This is a genomic window from Vibrio sp. 378 (assembly GCF_033339435.1).
Genome location: NZ_JAWOUO010000003.1, coordinates 256,228 through 270,589, shown reverse-complemented (window position 1 = coordinate 270,589; position 14,362 = coordinate 256,228). Strand labels below are relative to the sequence as shown.

The 14,362-nt window shown below is 45.7% G+C and carries 12 protein-coding genes; 9 read left to right on the top strand and 3 right to left on the bottom strand.

From position 1 onward, the window contains the following. Window positions 1-5 precede the first annotated feature (5 nt). From oppC to R7Q48_RS07695, 4 genes are all read left to right on the top strand, one after another. Window positions 6-908, top strand: coding sequence for an oligopeptide ABC transporter permease OppC (oppC, locus tag R7Q48_RS07710; RefSeq protein WP_017633861.1), 903 nt, complete (start codon window positions 6-8; stop codon window positions 906-908). 27 nt (window positions 909-935) lie between these two features. After that, a complete protein-coding gene (locus tag R7Q48_RS07705; protein WP_005380792.1) occupies window positions 936-1,907 on the top strand; it encodes an ABC transporter ATP-binding protein in 972 nt (323 codons plus the stop codon). Next, the gene (gene oppF / locus R7Q48_RS07700) at window positions 1,886-2,899 is read left to right on the top strand and encodes a murein tripeptide/oligopeptide ABC transporter ATP binding protein OppF (RefSeq protein WP_005387265.1); all 1,014 of its coding nucleotides are present in this window, start codon (window positions 1,886-1,888) and stop codon (window positions 2,897-2,899) included. Before R7Q48_RS07705 ends, oppF begins: the two co-directional genes overlap by 22 nt. Before the next feature lie 167 nt (window positions 2,900-3,066). After that, on the top strand, window positions 3,067-4,014 hold the full coding sequence (locus R7Q48_RS07695; RefSeq protein ID WP_256902945.1) for a glutathione S-transferase family protein: 948 nt from the start codon (window positions 3,067-3,069) through the stop codon (window positions 4,012-4,014). A 114-nt stretch (window positions 4,015-4,128) separates the two neighbouring features. On the opposite strand, the gene R7Q48_RS07690 is transcribed toward R7Q48_RS07695, so the two are convergent. The 3 genes from R7Q48_RS07690 to R7Q48_RS07680 all read right to left on the bottom strand — a co-directional run bounded on the left by R7Q48_RS07690 (window position 4,129) and on the right by R7Q48_RS07680 (window position 8,371). Next, window positions 4,129-4,551, bottom strand: coding sequence for a hypothetical protein (locus tag R7Q48_RS07690; RefSeq protein ID WP_130545882.1), 423 nt, complete (start codon window positions 4,549-4,551; stop codon window positions 4,129-4,131). A 343-nt stretch (window positions 4,552-4,894) separates the two neighbouring features. Further along, window positions 4,895-7,039, bottom strand: coding sequence for a phosphate acetyltransferase (pta, locus tag R7Q48_RS07685; protein WP_256902944.1), 2,145 nt, complete (start codon window positions 7,037-7,039; stop codon window positions 4,895-4,897). A 135-nt stretch (window positions 7,040-7,174) separates the two neighbouring features. Beyond that, the gene (locus R7Q48_RS07680) at window positions 7,175-8,371 is read right to left on the bottom strand and encodes an acetate kinase (RefSeq protein WP_005380807.1); all 1,197 of its coding nucleotides are present in this window, start codon (window positions 8,369-8,371) and stop codon (window positions 7,175-7,177) included. Window positions 8,372-8,717: 346 nt separating this feature from the next. Here R7Q48_RS07680 and yfbV point away from each other — a divergent pair, with 346 nt between their 5' ends. The 5 genes from yfbV (at window position 8,718) to malZ (ending at window position 14,335) form a co-directional block, all read left to right on the top strand. Continuing rightward, window positions 8,718-9,170, top strand: a complete 453-nt coding sequence (yfbV, locus tag R7Q48_RS07675) for a terminus macrodomain insulation protein YfbV (protein WP_005380809.1) — start codon at window positions 8,718-8,720, stop codon at window positions 9,168-9,170. 330 nt (window positions 9,171-9,500) lie between these two features. Beyond that, a complete protein-coding gene (locus R7Q48_RS07670; RefSeq protein ID WP_053349612.1) occupies window positions 9,501-10,466 on the top strand; it encodes an ABC transporter substrate-binding protein in 966 nt (321 codons plus the stop codon). A 174-nt stretch (window positions 10,467-10,640) separates the two neighbouring features. Continuing rightward, on the top strand, window positions 10,641-11,576 hold the full coding sequence (locus R7Q48_RS07665) for an ABC transporter permease (RefSeq protein WP_012841584.1): 936 nt from the start codon (window positions 10,641-10,643) through the stop codon (window positions 11,574-11,576). Beyond that, entirely contained in the window at window positions 11,573-12,367 is a 795-nt protein-coding gene (locus tag R7Q48_RS07660; RefSeq protein WP_213868080.1) for an ABC transporter ATP-binding protein, read from the top strand. Before R7Q48_RS07665 ends, R7Q48_RS07660 begins: the two co-directional genes overlap by 4 nt. Before the next feature lie 141 nt (window positions 12,368-12,508). Beyond that, window positions 12,509-14,335 (top strand): maltodextrin glucosidase, encoded by a 1,827-nt coding sequence (malZ, locus tag R7Q48_RS07655; protein WP_318132224.1) that lies wholly within the window; start codon window positions 12,509-12,511, stop codon window positions 14,333-14,335. The last annotated feature ends 27 nt before the right edge of the window (window positions 14,336-14,362 follow it).

The following is a 14,362-nucleotide window of genomic DNA, read 5'->3' as shown; positions in this document are numbered from 1 at the left end:
TGGTTATGTTAACGAAAAAAGAAAACCTAGAAGCGATTGAGAAATTCTCCGAAAACTTGGAGATTGAAGGTCGCAGTCTTTGGCAAGATGCTCGTATCCGTTTCATGCGCAACAAAGCGGCGATGGTGAGCTTATTCCTTCTTGTTCTAATGACGTTGGCGGTTATTATTCTGCCAATGATCGCACCGTACACATTTGATGATACTGACTGGTACGCGATGCACGTTGCACCGAATGCTGACCATTGGTTTGGTACTGACAGCTTAGGCCGTGATTTATACGTGCGTACGCTAATTGGAGGTCGTATTTCGTTGATGGTAGGTGTTATGGGTGCATTTGTAGCGGTACTGATTGGTACGCTCTACGGCGCAGCATCTGGTTTCATCGGCGGTAAAGTTGACCGCGTAATGATGCGTATTCTAGAAATTTTATACGCGGTACCGTTTATGTTCCTGGTGATTGTACTGGTAACATTCTTCGGTCGTAACATCATGCTGATCTTCGTTGCGATTGGTGCTATCGCATGGCTAGATATGGCGCGTATCGTACGTGGCCAGACTCTTAGTCTACGTAGCAAGGAGTTTATCGAAGCGGCACATGTGTGTGGTGTAAGCAACTGGAAAATCATTACTCGTCATATCGTACCGAACGTACTGGGTATTGTAGCGGTATACTCTACGCTGCTTATCCCAAGTATGATTCTAACGGAATCATTCCTATCATTCCTTGGTCTTGGTGTTCAGGAACCAATGACAAGTTGGGGCGCTCTTCTACAAGAAGGTGCACAGACAATGGAAGTAGCAATCTGGCAGCTGGCATTCCCAGCAGTGTTCATGGTTGTGACGCTATTCTGCTTCAACTACGTTGGTGACGGCCTGCGCGATGCGCTGGATCCAAAAGACAGATAATTAAAAGATAAGATTAAGGAAGCAATGATGAGCTTATTAGATGTCAAAGATCTGCGCGTCGAATTCACCACGCAAGATGGTATCGTAACCGCAGTAAACGATTTGAACTTCTCTCTCAACCAAGGCGAAACCTTAGGTATCGTTGGAGAGTCGGGATCAGGTAAATCTCAAACCGTATTCGCAATCATGGGCCTTTTGGCTAAGAATGGTATTATTTCTGGTAGCGCAAAGTTTGAAGGCAAAGAAATCCTAAACTTACCAGAAAAAGAACTGAACAAAGTGCGTGCGGAACAGATCGCAATGATCTTCCAAGACCCAATGACATCACTGAACCCTTACATGAAAGTCAGTGATCAGTTGATGGAAGTGCTTATGCTGCACAAAGGCATGGGCAAAGCGGAAGCATTTGAAGAATCAGTACGCATGCTGGAAGCGGTAAAAATCCCTGAAGCGCGTAAGCGTATCACGATGTACCCGCATGAGTTTTCAGGCGGTATGCGTCAGCGTGTAATGATCGCGATGGCGTTGTTATGTCGTCCTAAACTGCTTATAGCCGATGAGCCAACAACAGCACTTGATGTGACGGTACAAGCACAGATCATGGACTTGTTGAATGAGCTGAAATCTGAGTTCAACACAGCGATCATCATGATCACTCACGACCTTGGTGTGGTTGCAGGTTCGTGTGACAAGGTGCTGGTGATGTATGCAGGCCGTACCATGGAGTACGGCAACGTAAACGAAATTTTCTACAATCCAAGCCATCCTTATGCGGAGGGTCTGCTGAAGGCGATTCCTCGCCTCGATACTGAGGGTGAAATTCTGCCGACCATTCCTGGTAATCCACCAAACTTGCTTCGTTTACCGCCGGGCTGCCCTTATCAAGAGCGCTGTCACCGTGTGATGGATCGTTGTAAGCGCGAGGCGCCAATTCTGACACCATTTGGTGATGGTCGTCAGCGTGCATGTTTTTCTGAATGGGAGGCTTGGAACAAATGAACGCAGTAGACAAAAAACTAATTCTGGACATTTCTGAGCTGAAAGTTCACTTCAGCATTGCCTCAAAGTCGGCATGGCCGTGGTCAAAGCCTTCGAGCCTGAAAGCGGTAGATGGCGTGAATGTTCGACTATACGAAGGGGAAACGCTTGGTGTAGTAGGTGAATCAGGTTGTGGTAAATCGACGTTTGCTCGTGCCATCATTGGTCTGGTTGAAGCTACTGACGGCCAAGTAGTGTGGTTGGGTCAAGACCTTACTAAAATGAAAAGCGTTCAGCGCCGTGAGACGCGTAAAGAAATTCAGATGATTTTCCAAGACCCATTGGCATCGCTGAATCCGCGTATGACTGTTGGTGATATCATTGCTGAACCTCTTGAGACATTCTATCCAGAACTGTCTAAGCAGGAAGTGAAAGATCGCGTTAAAGAGATGATGGCGAAAGTTGGCCTATTACCTAACGTGATTAACCGTTACCCACACGAGTTCTCGGGTGGTCAGTGTCAGCGTATCGGGATAGCGCGTGCGCTTATCCTTAAGCCTAAGATGATCATTTGTGACGAGCCAGTATCGGCGCTTGATGTATCTATTCAAGCTCAGGTGGTTAACCTACTTAAAGAGATTCAAAAAGAGTTAGGGCTTTCTCTGGTATTCATTGCGCATGACTTGTCTGTCGTTAAACACATTTCAGATCGCGTTTTAGTTATGTATTTAGGTAATGCCGTTGAGCTTGGCGAGGCCGAGGCTCTGTTTGCTGATCCTAAGCACCCATATACGCGTGCGCTGATGTCTGCGGTTCCGATCCCGGACCCGGATATTGAGCGCAATAAGAAAATCCAAATGCTAGAGGGTGATCTTCCTTCACCTATCAACCCACCGTCGGGTTGTGTATTCCGCACTCGTTGCCCACAAGCAACCGAAGAGTGTGCGAAGACGAAGCCAACCATTTTAGGTAATGACGTTCACGCGGTATCTTGTTTACACGTTAGTGTATAAATTCAGCCTGTGACGGGCTTAAGCGCGACACCTTCATCGGGTCGCGCTTTTTTTATGTGTCTGATTTATACATTCGAATTTCTTGAACATGATGTCCTAAGTTCGATGATTCTCTGTTTGATAGGAAACGCTAATATAAACACAAACAGAACGAGAGGAGAGCAATCATGGGTAAGTTGGTTGAAGGTGTTTGGCAAGATGTCTGGTATGACACAAAATCAAATGGTGGCAAATTTGTGCGCGAAGATGCCGGATTCCGTAACTGGGTTAAAAACGATCCTGATGCGGAGTTTACACCAGAGTCTGGTCGATACCATTTGTATGTCTCTCTTGCTTGTCCTTGGGCACATCGAACCCTCATTTTCCGCAAGCTGAAAGGTTTAGAACCACATATTGATGTCACGGTCGTTTGCCCTGATATGCTCAGCCAAGGTTGGCAAATGGGGCTTCCTGAGCCATTGTTTGGTCACACGCGCATGTACCAAATTTACACGCAGGCCAAACCCGATTACACGGGCCGCGTAACCGTGCCTGTACTTTGGGATAAAAAGACCAATACTATTGTGTCGAACGAGTCGTCAGAGATCATTCGCATGTTCAATTCGGAATTCAATGCGTTAACAGGGAATCACGACGACTACTATCCAGATCATCTAAAACACGTTATTGATGAGTGGAACGATTTTGTTTATCCGAATGTCAACAACGGAGTGTATCGTTGTGGCTTCGCGACTACACAAGAGGCATATGAAGAAGCGTTTGATTCTTTGTTTAATGCGTTAGATAAAATCGATGCTCACTTAGCGACGCATCGTTACTTAGCAGGGAAAACAATTACTGAGGCTGATTGGCGTTTGTTTACGACTCTTATTCGTTTTGATGCGGTGTATGTGGGGCATTTCAAGTGTAACAAGCAGCGCATCGCAGACTACGAAAATATACAAGGCTACTTAAAAGAGTTGTATCAAGTTGAAGGCGTCGAAGACACGACGGATTTCTATCACATTAAACGCCACTACTACTTCAGCCACACTGGGATTAATCCGACGCAAGTTGTACCAAAAGGGCCTGATTTAGACCTAAATACTCCTCATGGAAGAGAAAGTATTGGCTAGTTTGCTGCTTCCATCGCAAATGAAAAAGTACTTAACGGTTAGCAATGCCGTTAAGTACTTTTGTGACATCTAAATACCGGGAGTAGAAAGTTTACTTTTTCATTCATCGCCACCTTACTTAGCGCGTACGATGTCCATCACTAGCTTTCCGTCCACTTTTACAGGACCGTCCTCTTTAGCGCCGAGCGTATACTCAAACACACCAGTCTTCATGCCACCTTGCTCTCCGTGGACCATTAACATCAGCATATCGCCTGATTCTACTGGTTCCATCAAAATTGCATTTACGTTTTCATTCTTTCCCATTTTTAACGGAGCGTAGCCGATAACAGGACCAGGCTTCATTGATTCGTCTGTTCGGTGGACAACCATCCACCCATTGTCATCAGCATGAGCCATTTCAGCGGTCACCGTTCCTCCGGACATATCTTGATCGACGCCTTTAATACTCGGGGCGGAAAAGCTGAATGAAGAAAAACTAATCAGAAACGCAGCTAAACCAAACTTTATCAGTGATGTATTGATGAAATCCTTCATATATATTCCTTAGCAGTCAATGAGTTTGTGCATTGCAGTAGCTTTTACGTATTTCCTAGCAAAAAAGTTTAGCTAAAACGTAAATAATGTCGATAAATTGAACAGGGACCGTGCTGCTTTGGAGCCAATGCATTTTTGGGAGTGGGTCAATCGGTGTAAGAACAAGCACGAGCAATATCGACTAGGTATGGGGGGGCGATAGGGAGAAAAGCTTTGTGCACCAGTAATTATAGGTTGTGCAGTGATTGGTATAAAAAACAAATAAGTGTTCTGGCCAGCAATAGAAAAAGCCCTCGACGAATCGAGGGCTTTGTATCTATATCCAACTGGATGTCAGAAGCGATTATTTAGCTTCTTGGTCTGCTTGGATAGCTGTTAGAGCGATGGTGTACACGATGTCGTCTACTAGCGCGCCACGAGACAAGTCGTTTACAGGCTTACGCATACCTTGCAGCATTGGACCGATAGATACTAGGTCAGCTGAACGTTGTACCGCTTTGTAAGTTGTGTTACCCGTGTTTAGGTCTGGGAATACAAATACTGTCGCTTTACCTGCAACTGGAGAGTTTGGTGCTTTAGAAGCAGCAACGTTTTCCATAATAGCAGCGTCGTACTGTAGAGGACCGTCAATGATAAGATCAGGACGTTTCTCTTGAGCCAGTTTTGTTGCTTCACGTACTTTATCAACGTCTGCACCCTTACCAGATTCACCAGTAGAGTAAGAGATCATTGCAACGCGTGGTTCGATACCAAATGCTGCTGCAGAGTCAGCAGATTGGATAGCGATTTCAGCAAGCTGTTCAGCAGTTGGATCTGGGTTGATTGCACAGTCACCGTAAACCAGTACTTGATCAGGCAGAAGCATGAAGAATACTGAAGATACGATAGACGCATTTGGTGCCGTCTTGATGATTTGGAACGGAGGAACGATAGTGTTCGCCGTAGTGTGAACAGCACCAGAAACTAGGCCGTCAACTTCGTCGTTCTCAAGCATCATTGTGCCTAGGAATACTGAATCTTGTAGCTTCTCACGAGCCACAACTTCAGTCATGCCTTTAGCACCGCGCAACTCAACTAGGCGAGCAACGTAGTTTTCACGAACAGCATCTGCATCAATGATGGTTACACCAGTACCTAGCTCAACGCCTTGTTGAGCCGCTACGCGACGGATTTCATCTGGGTTACCTAGAAGTACACAGTCTGCAATGCCGCGTTCAGCACAGATTGCCGCTGCTTTAACTGTGCGTGGTTCGTCACCTTCTGGAAGAACGATACGCTTACCTGCTTTACGAGCAAGTTCAGTTAGCTGGTAACGGAACGCTGGTGGGCTTAGACGACGAGACTTCTGAGTGCCTTCAGTCATAGACTCGATCCAGTTACCGTCGATGTGGCCAGCAACGTGTTCGTTGATGAACTCGATACGCTCTTTATCGTCTGCAGGTACTTCGATGCTGAAGCTCTGTAGGTTTAGAGACGTTTGCCAAGTGTTACCTTGTGCTTTGAAGATAGGTAGACCAGTGTCGAATGCTGGTTTACATAGGTCTTCGATTTCGCTAGGGATATCGTAACCGCCAGTTAGCAGTACTGCACCAATATCCACACCGTTCATTGCAGCAAGAGAAGCAGCAACGATAACATCAGGACGGTCTGCAGAAGTAACAAGTAGAGAGCCCGGTTTGAAGTGCTCAATCATGTTTGGCAGAGAACGTGCACAGAAAGTGATGCTCTTGATGCGACGAGTGTTGATGTCACCTTCGTTGATGATATCTGCTTTCAGGTGTTTAGCCATGTCGATTGCACGAGTCGCAATCAGATCAATGCTCCATGGCACACAACCTAGTACACGAATTGGAGAAGTGTTAAAAATTTCCATCACTTTCAATTCGTTTTGTTTCGCGCTGTCTGCATCGTCAAAGATTTCAGATAGGTCAGGGCGAGTACGGCCAGCTTCGTCAACAGGAGCGTTTAGCTTGTTGATGATAACACCAGAGATGTTTTTGTTTTTAGTGCCGCCGAAGTTAGAACATGCTACTTCGATACGCTCTTTCAGTTGCGCAGGGTTATCAGTACCTGGAGTCGCAACTAGCACGATTTCTGCACCAAGTGTTGCCGCGATTTCCGCGTTTACTTGGTTTGCAAATGGGTGCTTACGAGTAGGTACAAGACCTTCGATTAGCGTAACGTCTGCGTCTTTGTTGATTTGGTTGTAACGTTCAACAACGGTTTCTAGCAGCTCGTCCATGTTGTCGTTACCGATTAGGCTTTCAGCAACAGACATCGCCATTGGTTCACCGATCTTCATATCGCTGTTACGACCAACGATAGTTGAAGTCAGATCTGGCTGATCACCACCTGAACGTGGCTGACAGATTGGCTTGTAGAAAGAAACTTTAACGCCTTTACGCTCCATAGCGCGAAGAACACCCATGCTAACGCTTGTTAGGCCAACGCCTGCGCTAGTAGGGATAAGCATAATAGTACGAGACATTCGTAGAGTACCTTTAGCTATTTGGGGGATAAAAGCTCAACTCTTATTCCATGAAGCTCGAAGAATAGGAGTTGAGCCCCTAAGAAATTCGTTTGAATGAAAACTGGCTAGCCGAGTGGCTAGCCAGGAATTCAATTAAAGACCTGTCAGGCGAGCAGTGTCTTCAGCGATGACTAGCTCTTCGTTAGTAGAGATAACCATTGCAGGGATACGGCTGTTTTCAGTCGTGATAACGCCTTCGCCGCCGAAGCGAGCTTTAAGGTTAGCTTCGCTATCTACTTCGATACCGAAGATGCCAAGACGGTTTAGAACCATTTCACGGATAGGGCCAGAGTTCTCGCCGATACCGCCAGTGAAAGTGATTGCGTCTAGACGGCCTTCCATTGAAGCAGTGTAGCCAGCAACGTATTTAGCTAGACGGTGGCAGAACACGTCCATTGCGCGTGTTGCTTCTTCTTTTTGACCGTAGTTGTCTTCAACGAAACGACAGTCAGAAGTCACTTCAGTTAGACCTTGAAGACCAGACTCTTTAGTTAGCATCGTGTTGATTTGATCAACAGAGTAACCTAGAGCGTCGTGTAGGTGGAAGACGATAGCAGGGTCGATGTCGCCACAGCGAGTACCCATTACCAGACCTTCAAGTGGAGTAAGACCCATAGAAGTGTCTACAGATTGACCGTTCTTGATCGCACATACAGATGCGCCGTTACCTAGGTGACAGTTGATGATGTTTACTTCTTCAACTGGTTTGTTTAGTAGGCCTGCAACTTCACGAGTGATGAACAAGTGAGAAGTACCGTGCATGCCGTAACGACGGATACCGTGTTCTTTGTATAGGTTGTATGGAAGAGCGTATAGGTAAGACTCTTCAGGCATAGTTTGGTGGAACGCAGTGTCAAATACAGCAACGTTTTTCAGCTCTGGGAAGTTTTTCTTAGCCGCTTCGATACCGATGATGTGAGCAGGGTTATGAAGAGGTGCAAATGTTGCAGCGTCTTGAATACCTTTTAGAACTTCATCAGTAATTAGTGCAGATTGAGTGAACTGCTCGCCGCCGTGAACGATACGGTGACCGATTGCGCCTAGGTTAGCTTTAAGCTCTGGCTTAGAAGCAAGAATAGTTTCTACCATAAACGCTAGTGCTTCTTCGTGAGCTGCACCATTGCCTAGTTGAGCTTCGTGCTTGCCATCAAGTTTCCACTTGATGCGAGCTTCAGGAAGGTGAAGACACTCAGCAAGACCTGACAAGTGCTCGTCGCCGTTCTCGGCATCAACAACGGCAAATTTAAGAGAAGAACTACCGCAGTTTAAAACTAAAACTAGCTTAGACATGTATGACTACCTGTTATTCGTCTGATAAAAAATCAGTTAAAGAATGAAAAATTAATCACAAGAATAGCCGATACCCAGAAGGCTGCGTACTAATCCTGGTCAAAAATTGTTCTAATTCCATATAAAGAAATAGTGATGAACCCTTCCATCACTATGATGCGATCCGTGCAGATAGATATCTCGGAGTTGCTTAAATTGTAAATAACAGCAACAATGAGATTGAGGGTCTGCAAAGGATAGCGATAATAAGCAATGATAACAAAAAAAATTTGAAAGAATATTAACTTTCATCAATTTTTTGTACCTTCAGTTGAAATGTTCAACTATTTTTTAGTGAGAGAGCGGTATGAGTAATAAAGTCGGATTGATCCATAGCCTGAAAGATGGCCAGAATTACATGGAGATCTGGCCAGTTCGTAAAGAGCTAAGCGCCATATTTCCGGAACAGCGTATCATTAAGGCGACTCGCTTTGGCATTAAAGTCATGCCGGCCGTTGCTGCGATCAGCGTACTCACTCAAATGGCATTCAACAATTACCACGCGTTACCTCAATCCATTGTTGTTGCCTTGTTTGCGATTAGCTTGCCACTTCAAGGCATTTGGTGGCTTGGTGCTCGATCCAACACGAAATTGCCGCCTTCTTTGGCATCTTGGTATCGGGAGTTGCATCAAAAAATTGTGGAAACAGGTTTTGCATTAGAGCCTGTCAAAGCTCGCCCTCGTTACAAAGAGCTTGCGATAATATTGAACCGAGCGTTTCGCCAGCTCGATAAATCGTCATTAGAGCGTTGGTTCTAATTTAAATTGTTTGAAATGGAGTGTGCACTGGCCGCTCCATTTTTGATCCTGCCTCTATTACCTACTTTGACGGTCGTTGATGAAGCGAGCGAAGCTTTGTTTACCAAAGATTCTTTCCGGATGAAGAAGTCCCCCCGATCACAAATGTTGCTTTAGTGTTAAATCTTTCTTTTCTTTACTAAGACTTAGTAGTAATAATAAAAACAAGATGCGCAAGAAGTGCACAGTTATACGAACACAACAATACCGCCTTCAAACATTTGAATTCACGAGTCGATACACCTATTGAAAGCTCGTGAAACAAGGACGAAGTCACATCAAGGAGTTATGATGAAAACGAAACGTTTATTAGCCACCGCCGTTCTATCTGCTACTGCTATTTTCTCTTCTACCAATGTACTGGCCGCCACTGCAACTGTCGCAGTTTCACAGATTGTCGAACACCCGGCGTTAGACGCGACGCGCCAAGGATTACTTGATGGTTTGAAAGCGAAAGGCTACGAAGAAGGCAAAAATCTAGAATTTGATTATAAGACCGCACAGGGTAATCCAGCGATTGCGGTGCAAATTGCCCGTCAGTACGTCGGTGAAAATCCTGATGTGTTAGTTGGCATCGCGACACCTTCGGCACAAGCTTTGGTGTCGGCTACTCGCTCTATTCCTGTTGTCTTTACTGCGGTAACAGATCCGGTTGGTGCGAAATTGGTTAAGTCGATGGAACAACCAGGCAAAAACGTAACTGGCCTGTCTGATCTTTCACCCGTTGCTCAGCATGTCGATCTCATCCAAGAAATTCTTCCTCAGGTGAAAAGCATCGGGGTTGTATTTAATCCCGGTGAAGCTAATGCCGTGACTTTGGTTGAATTACTAAAAGAAAGCGCAAAAGCAAAAGGCATACAAGTGGTTGAAGCGACCGCACTAAAAAGTGCTGATGTTCAGTCTGCGACTCAAGCGATTGCAGCGAAATCAGACATTCTTTACGCCCCAACAGACAATACAGTTGCAAGTGCGATTGAAGGAATGATTGTGGCAGCGAATCAAGCGAAGAAACCTGTATTTGGTGGCGCGACGTCATATGTCGAAAAAGGTGCAATTGCAGGCTTAGGTTTTGACTACTACCAGGTCGGTGTACAAACCGCGGATTACGTGGCGGCGATTCTTGATGGTCAAGAACCAGGCAAGCTGGATGTAAAAGTCGCGACGGGCTCTGACCTTGTAATTAATGAAAGCGCAGCATCTAAGCTCGGTATCAAGCTGCCAAATTCTGTGGTTGAACGTGCGACAAGCATGCAATAAGTAACGCTTTTTGGGGTTAAGCCTGTCACGTTGGTTGGTAGACGCTTGCCCCAAAATTGATACTCGCCGGATTTCTCGTGTAGAGCATTCTGCTAGAGAAGAAGGGGAGTATACGTTAGAAGTCTTAAGTTCAGGTTGGTATTAGCCAGCCTGAGCATGCAGAAAGGAGCAGTTATGTCTGCATTTGCTTTTTTTGGTGCACTCGAAATTGGCTTGATTTATGGCCTAGTCGCTCTGGGTGTGTATCTTACGTTCCGTGTTCTCGATTTCCCCGATTTGAGTGTGGATGGCAGCTTTCCAATGGGAGCGGCGGTGGCTGCAACGGCGATTGTCGCAGGTATTAATCCTTGGCTTGCGACAATAATGGCGATGATAGCTGGTAGTATGACGGGGTGGGTAACCGCTTTTCTGGCTGTTCGGTGTGGTATTTTACACCTGTTAGCTTCCATTCTTACCATGATCGCTGCATTTTCAATTAATATTCGTATTATGGGCAAACCTAATATGGCGTTGCTTGGAGAGGATACGATTCTCACTCCGTTTGAAGCATTGGGCGATGCGATGTTTATTCGCCCTCTGGTTGTTGGGGTCTTAGTTCTTCTGTCCGCTTTCTTTGTCATTCGCCTGCTGAACAGCGACTTTGGTCTTGGTTTACGAGCCACGGGTGTGAATGCGCGTATGGTTTCTGCGCAAGGGGCGAGCACTGGCTTTTATACCTACTTTGGCTTGGCTTTATCCAACGGGTTTGTGGGATTCGCAGGCGCGTTGTTTGCACAAACGAACAGCTTTGCGGATGTGACCTCTGGCGTGGGCACCATTGTCGTTGGTTTGGCAGCTGTGATTTTGGGGCAGACCCTTATTCCCGGGCGCAAGATTTGGGTTGCGGTATTTGCGGTCATCATCGGTTCGGTACTTTATCGCCTTGCAGTGGCTTTCGCTTTGAGCTCTGGCATGTTTGGTTTACAAGCTTCAGACCTCAACCTTGTTACCGCAGTATTGGTGGCTGTGGCGCTTATTGCTCCAAAGCTAAAACAGAGCATGAGAGCGAAACAACGCGTTACTGATGCTAAACAAGCGGCATCAAAAAATGGTTCTGGGGAGGCATTATGATCGAACTAAATAATATTCAGGTCACGTTCAACCCTGGGACGATTTTGGAAAATCGTGCATTGAAAGGCGTCTCTTTAGAGGTTCCAGAGCATCAATTTCTTACCGTGATTGGTTCTAATGGCGCAGGAAAATCCACGTTGCTTGGTGCGGTGACAGGTGAGACGCCGATGATAGGTGGTCAGGTGATCATTGATGGCAAAGACGTCACCAAGCAGACGGTAGCCCAACGTGCGACGCAATGTGCCCGAGTGTTTCAAGATCCATTGGCCGGGACTTGTGGTGAACTGACGATAGAAGAGAACATGGCTCTAGCGCACATGCGTGGTAAAAAACGCAGCTGGGGGTTGGCGCTCTCTACTAAACGTCGCAAGCTGTTCCAAGAGCGAATTAGCATCCTCGGTCTTGGTTTAGAAGACCGCTTGGGCGATAGCATTGGGTTACTGTCTGGTGGACAACGACAAGCCGTTAGCCTTGTGATGGCGACGTTATCGGAGAGTAAGTTGTTATTGCTTGATGAACACACGGCTGCGCTTGATCCTCGTATGGCGGCGTTTGTTATCGACTTAACTAAACGTATTGTCGATGAGTTCGATTTAACAGTGATGATGGTGACGCATTCGATGAAAGACGCATTAGCATGTGGCGATAGGACCGTAATGCTTCACCAAGGTGAAATTGTGCTTGATGTGGCTGGAGAGCAGCGCACTAACATGCAAGTACCAGACTTGTTGGATATGTTCTCCAAAGTGCGTGGTGAAGAGCTGGCAGATGACAGTCTCTTGTTGAACTAAGCGGTATCCGACAAGTCACTACGCCTACTAAGTGTGATCCTCCTTGAGAAAATTGGCTGATATGTCAACTCGCAAGGAGGATTTCTTGTCTCTAATTCTTCAATAACATAGTGGCATATCCGATGACGAGGAGTGCCCATAATGAACCTGCCATTTATTTTTCATAGTCAAACTATTGATGGTTTAGCTTTTAATGACGAGCAAATTACAGTCAGACTGAAAACCGAGACATTGGATTTTGATTCCGTCTATGTGCGTATTGAGCCGGACAATGAAGAATATCTGGTCGACATGGCTCAAATTGGAACAGTTGGGGAATTGTTACTATGGGAGGCATCGTTTCGACCAAATCGAGATCGAGATGTCACACATTATGTGTTTAAGCTCCTCAAAGACGGACAACAATACTGGCTCGATGCACGAGGCGTACAAAAGCGTATTCCACCCAAAGAGTTCCACTTTAAGTTGAATGTAAACCATCAACCACCAAGCTGGGTCCAAGAGCAAGTTTTCTATCAAATCTTTCCTGACCGTTTTTCTGCTAGTAAAAGTGAGTCCGATATTCGCCACGCTTATGCTCAGTATGATTCTGCATCGATCGTCAAGGCGTGGGGAGACGCGGTAGGCTCTCACCAAAATACCGGGGCACGTGAATTCTTTGGCGGCGACCTCAAAGGTGTGGAGCAAAAGTTGAACTATCTTGAACAGCTCGGCGTTACTGCGCTTTATTTTAATCCGATCTTTTCTTCACCAAGTAATCATAAATACGACACCACCGATTACTTCACTGTTGACCCTATGTTCGGCACCAATGATCAGTTTGCTGAACTGTGTGAGAAAATCCGTGGTAAGAATATGAAGATTGTCTTAGACGCGGTGTTTAACCACACATCAGTGCATCATCCTTGGTTTGATATAGAACGAAAAGGAGAAGGAGCGTATGGTAATCCGCAGTCAAAGTTCCGTGATTACTACTTTTTCGAAGGCGAAACCAATCACTACATGGGTTGGAAAGGCATTGGTAACTTACCGGTTCTGAACTTTGAAAATGAACAGGTGCGCGACTACATCTACCAAAGTGAAGAGTCTGTCATCAAGTATTGGCTGAAGCCACCGTACTTGGTTGATGGCTGGCGGTTTGATGTAATCCATATGCTTGGCGAAGGGGAAGGCGCGAAAAACAATGCTCATTATGTGGCAGCGTTTCGTCATGCAACTAAGTCAGTAAACCCGAATGCTTATGTGTTAGGTGAGCACTTTTTTGAAGCAACGCAGTGGTTGCAAGGTGATCAAGAGGATGGGGCGATGAACTACTACGGTTTTGCTCATCCAGTCCGAGCTTTTATCGCACGACAAGACATTATGTACGATCCAATCAACATTGATGGTTTGGAGTTTAAAGTATGGTTGGACGAAGCCAGAGCAAAAATCCCATTTTCGAATCAGCTATCGCAGCTGAATCAACTCGATAGTCACGATACTGCTCGGTTTATCACACTGGTTGATGGTGATAAGCGTAAAATGAACATCGCGCTAGCAATGCTTATGACTTACGTTGGCACGCCTTGTATTTACTACGGGAGTGAAGTCGGTCTAGAAGGAGGTCTAGACCCGGATAATCGTCGCTGTTTTCCTTGGAATGAAATCGAAAGTTCACAATGGCTATCGCTTTACCAACAATGGATCAAGATACGTAAACAATGTAAGCCTTTACAGTCGGGCTGTATTCAATGGCTGCATTGCACTAACAACCAGTTGGCGTACGCACGTGTACTAGGTCGTGAAGCAGTCGTTGTTATGATTAATCTCAGTGGTAATGAATGTTCAATCGATTTACCTATGTGGCAACTGGGCTTGGAGGTTAGCCAAGTTATATCGTTGTTAGATGACACAGAACAGCTTGATTATAAAGGTCATATCTCTGTCAATATGTCGGCACAGAGCTGCAAATTATGGCGACTAAAGTGACACCACACTCTATATTGATTAAACTCC

Coding starts and splice junctions, on each gene's coding strand:
- oppC (WP_017633861.1), top strand. CDS start 6: ATGTTAACGAAAAAAGAAAACCTAGAAGCGATTGAGAAATTCTCCGAA.
- R7Q48_RS07705 (WP_005380792.1), top strand. CDS start 936: ATGAGCTTATTAGATGTCAAAGATCTGCGCGTCGAATTCACCACGCAA.
- oppF (WP_005387265.1), top strand. CDS start 1,886: ATGGGAGGCTTGGAACAAATGAACGCAGTAGACAAAAAACTAATTCTG.
- R7Q48_RS07695 (WP_256902945.1), top strand. CDS start 3,067: ATGGGTAAGTTGGTTGAAGGTGTTTGGCAAGATGTCTGGTATGACACA.
- R7Q48_RS07690 (WP_130545882.1), bottom strand. CDS start 4,551: ATGAAGGATTTCATCAATACATCACTGATAAAGTTTGGTTTAGCTGCG.
- pta (WP_256902944.1), bottom strand. CDS start 7,039: ATGTCTCGTACTATTATGCTTATCCCTACTAGCGCAGGCGTTGGCCTA.
- R7Q48_RS07680 (WP_005380807.1), bottom strand. CDS start 8,371: ATGTCTAAGCTAGTTTTAGTTTTAAACTGCGGTAGTTCTTCTCTTAAA.
- yfbV (WP_005380809.1), top strand. CDS start 8,718: ATGAGTAATAAAGTCGGATTGATCCATAGCCTGAAAGATGGCCAGAAT.
- R7Q48_RS07670 (WP_053349612.1), top strand. CDS start 9,501: ATGAAAACGAAACGTTTATTAGCCACCGCCGTTCTATCTGCTACTGCT.
- R7Q48_RS07665 (WP_012841584.1), top strand. CDS start 10,641: ATGTCTGCATTTGCTTTTTTTGGTGCACTCGAAATTGGCTTGATTTAT.
- R7Q48_RS07660 (WP_213868080.1), top strand. CDS start 11,573: ATGATCGAACTAAATAATATTCAGGTCACGTTCAACCCTGGGACGATT.
- malZ (WP_318132224.1), top strand. CDS start 12,509: ATGAACCTGCCATTTATTTTTCATAGTCAAACTATTGATGGTTTAGCT.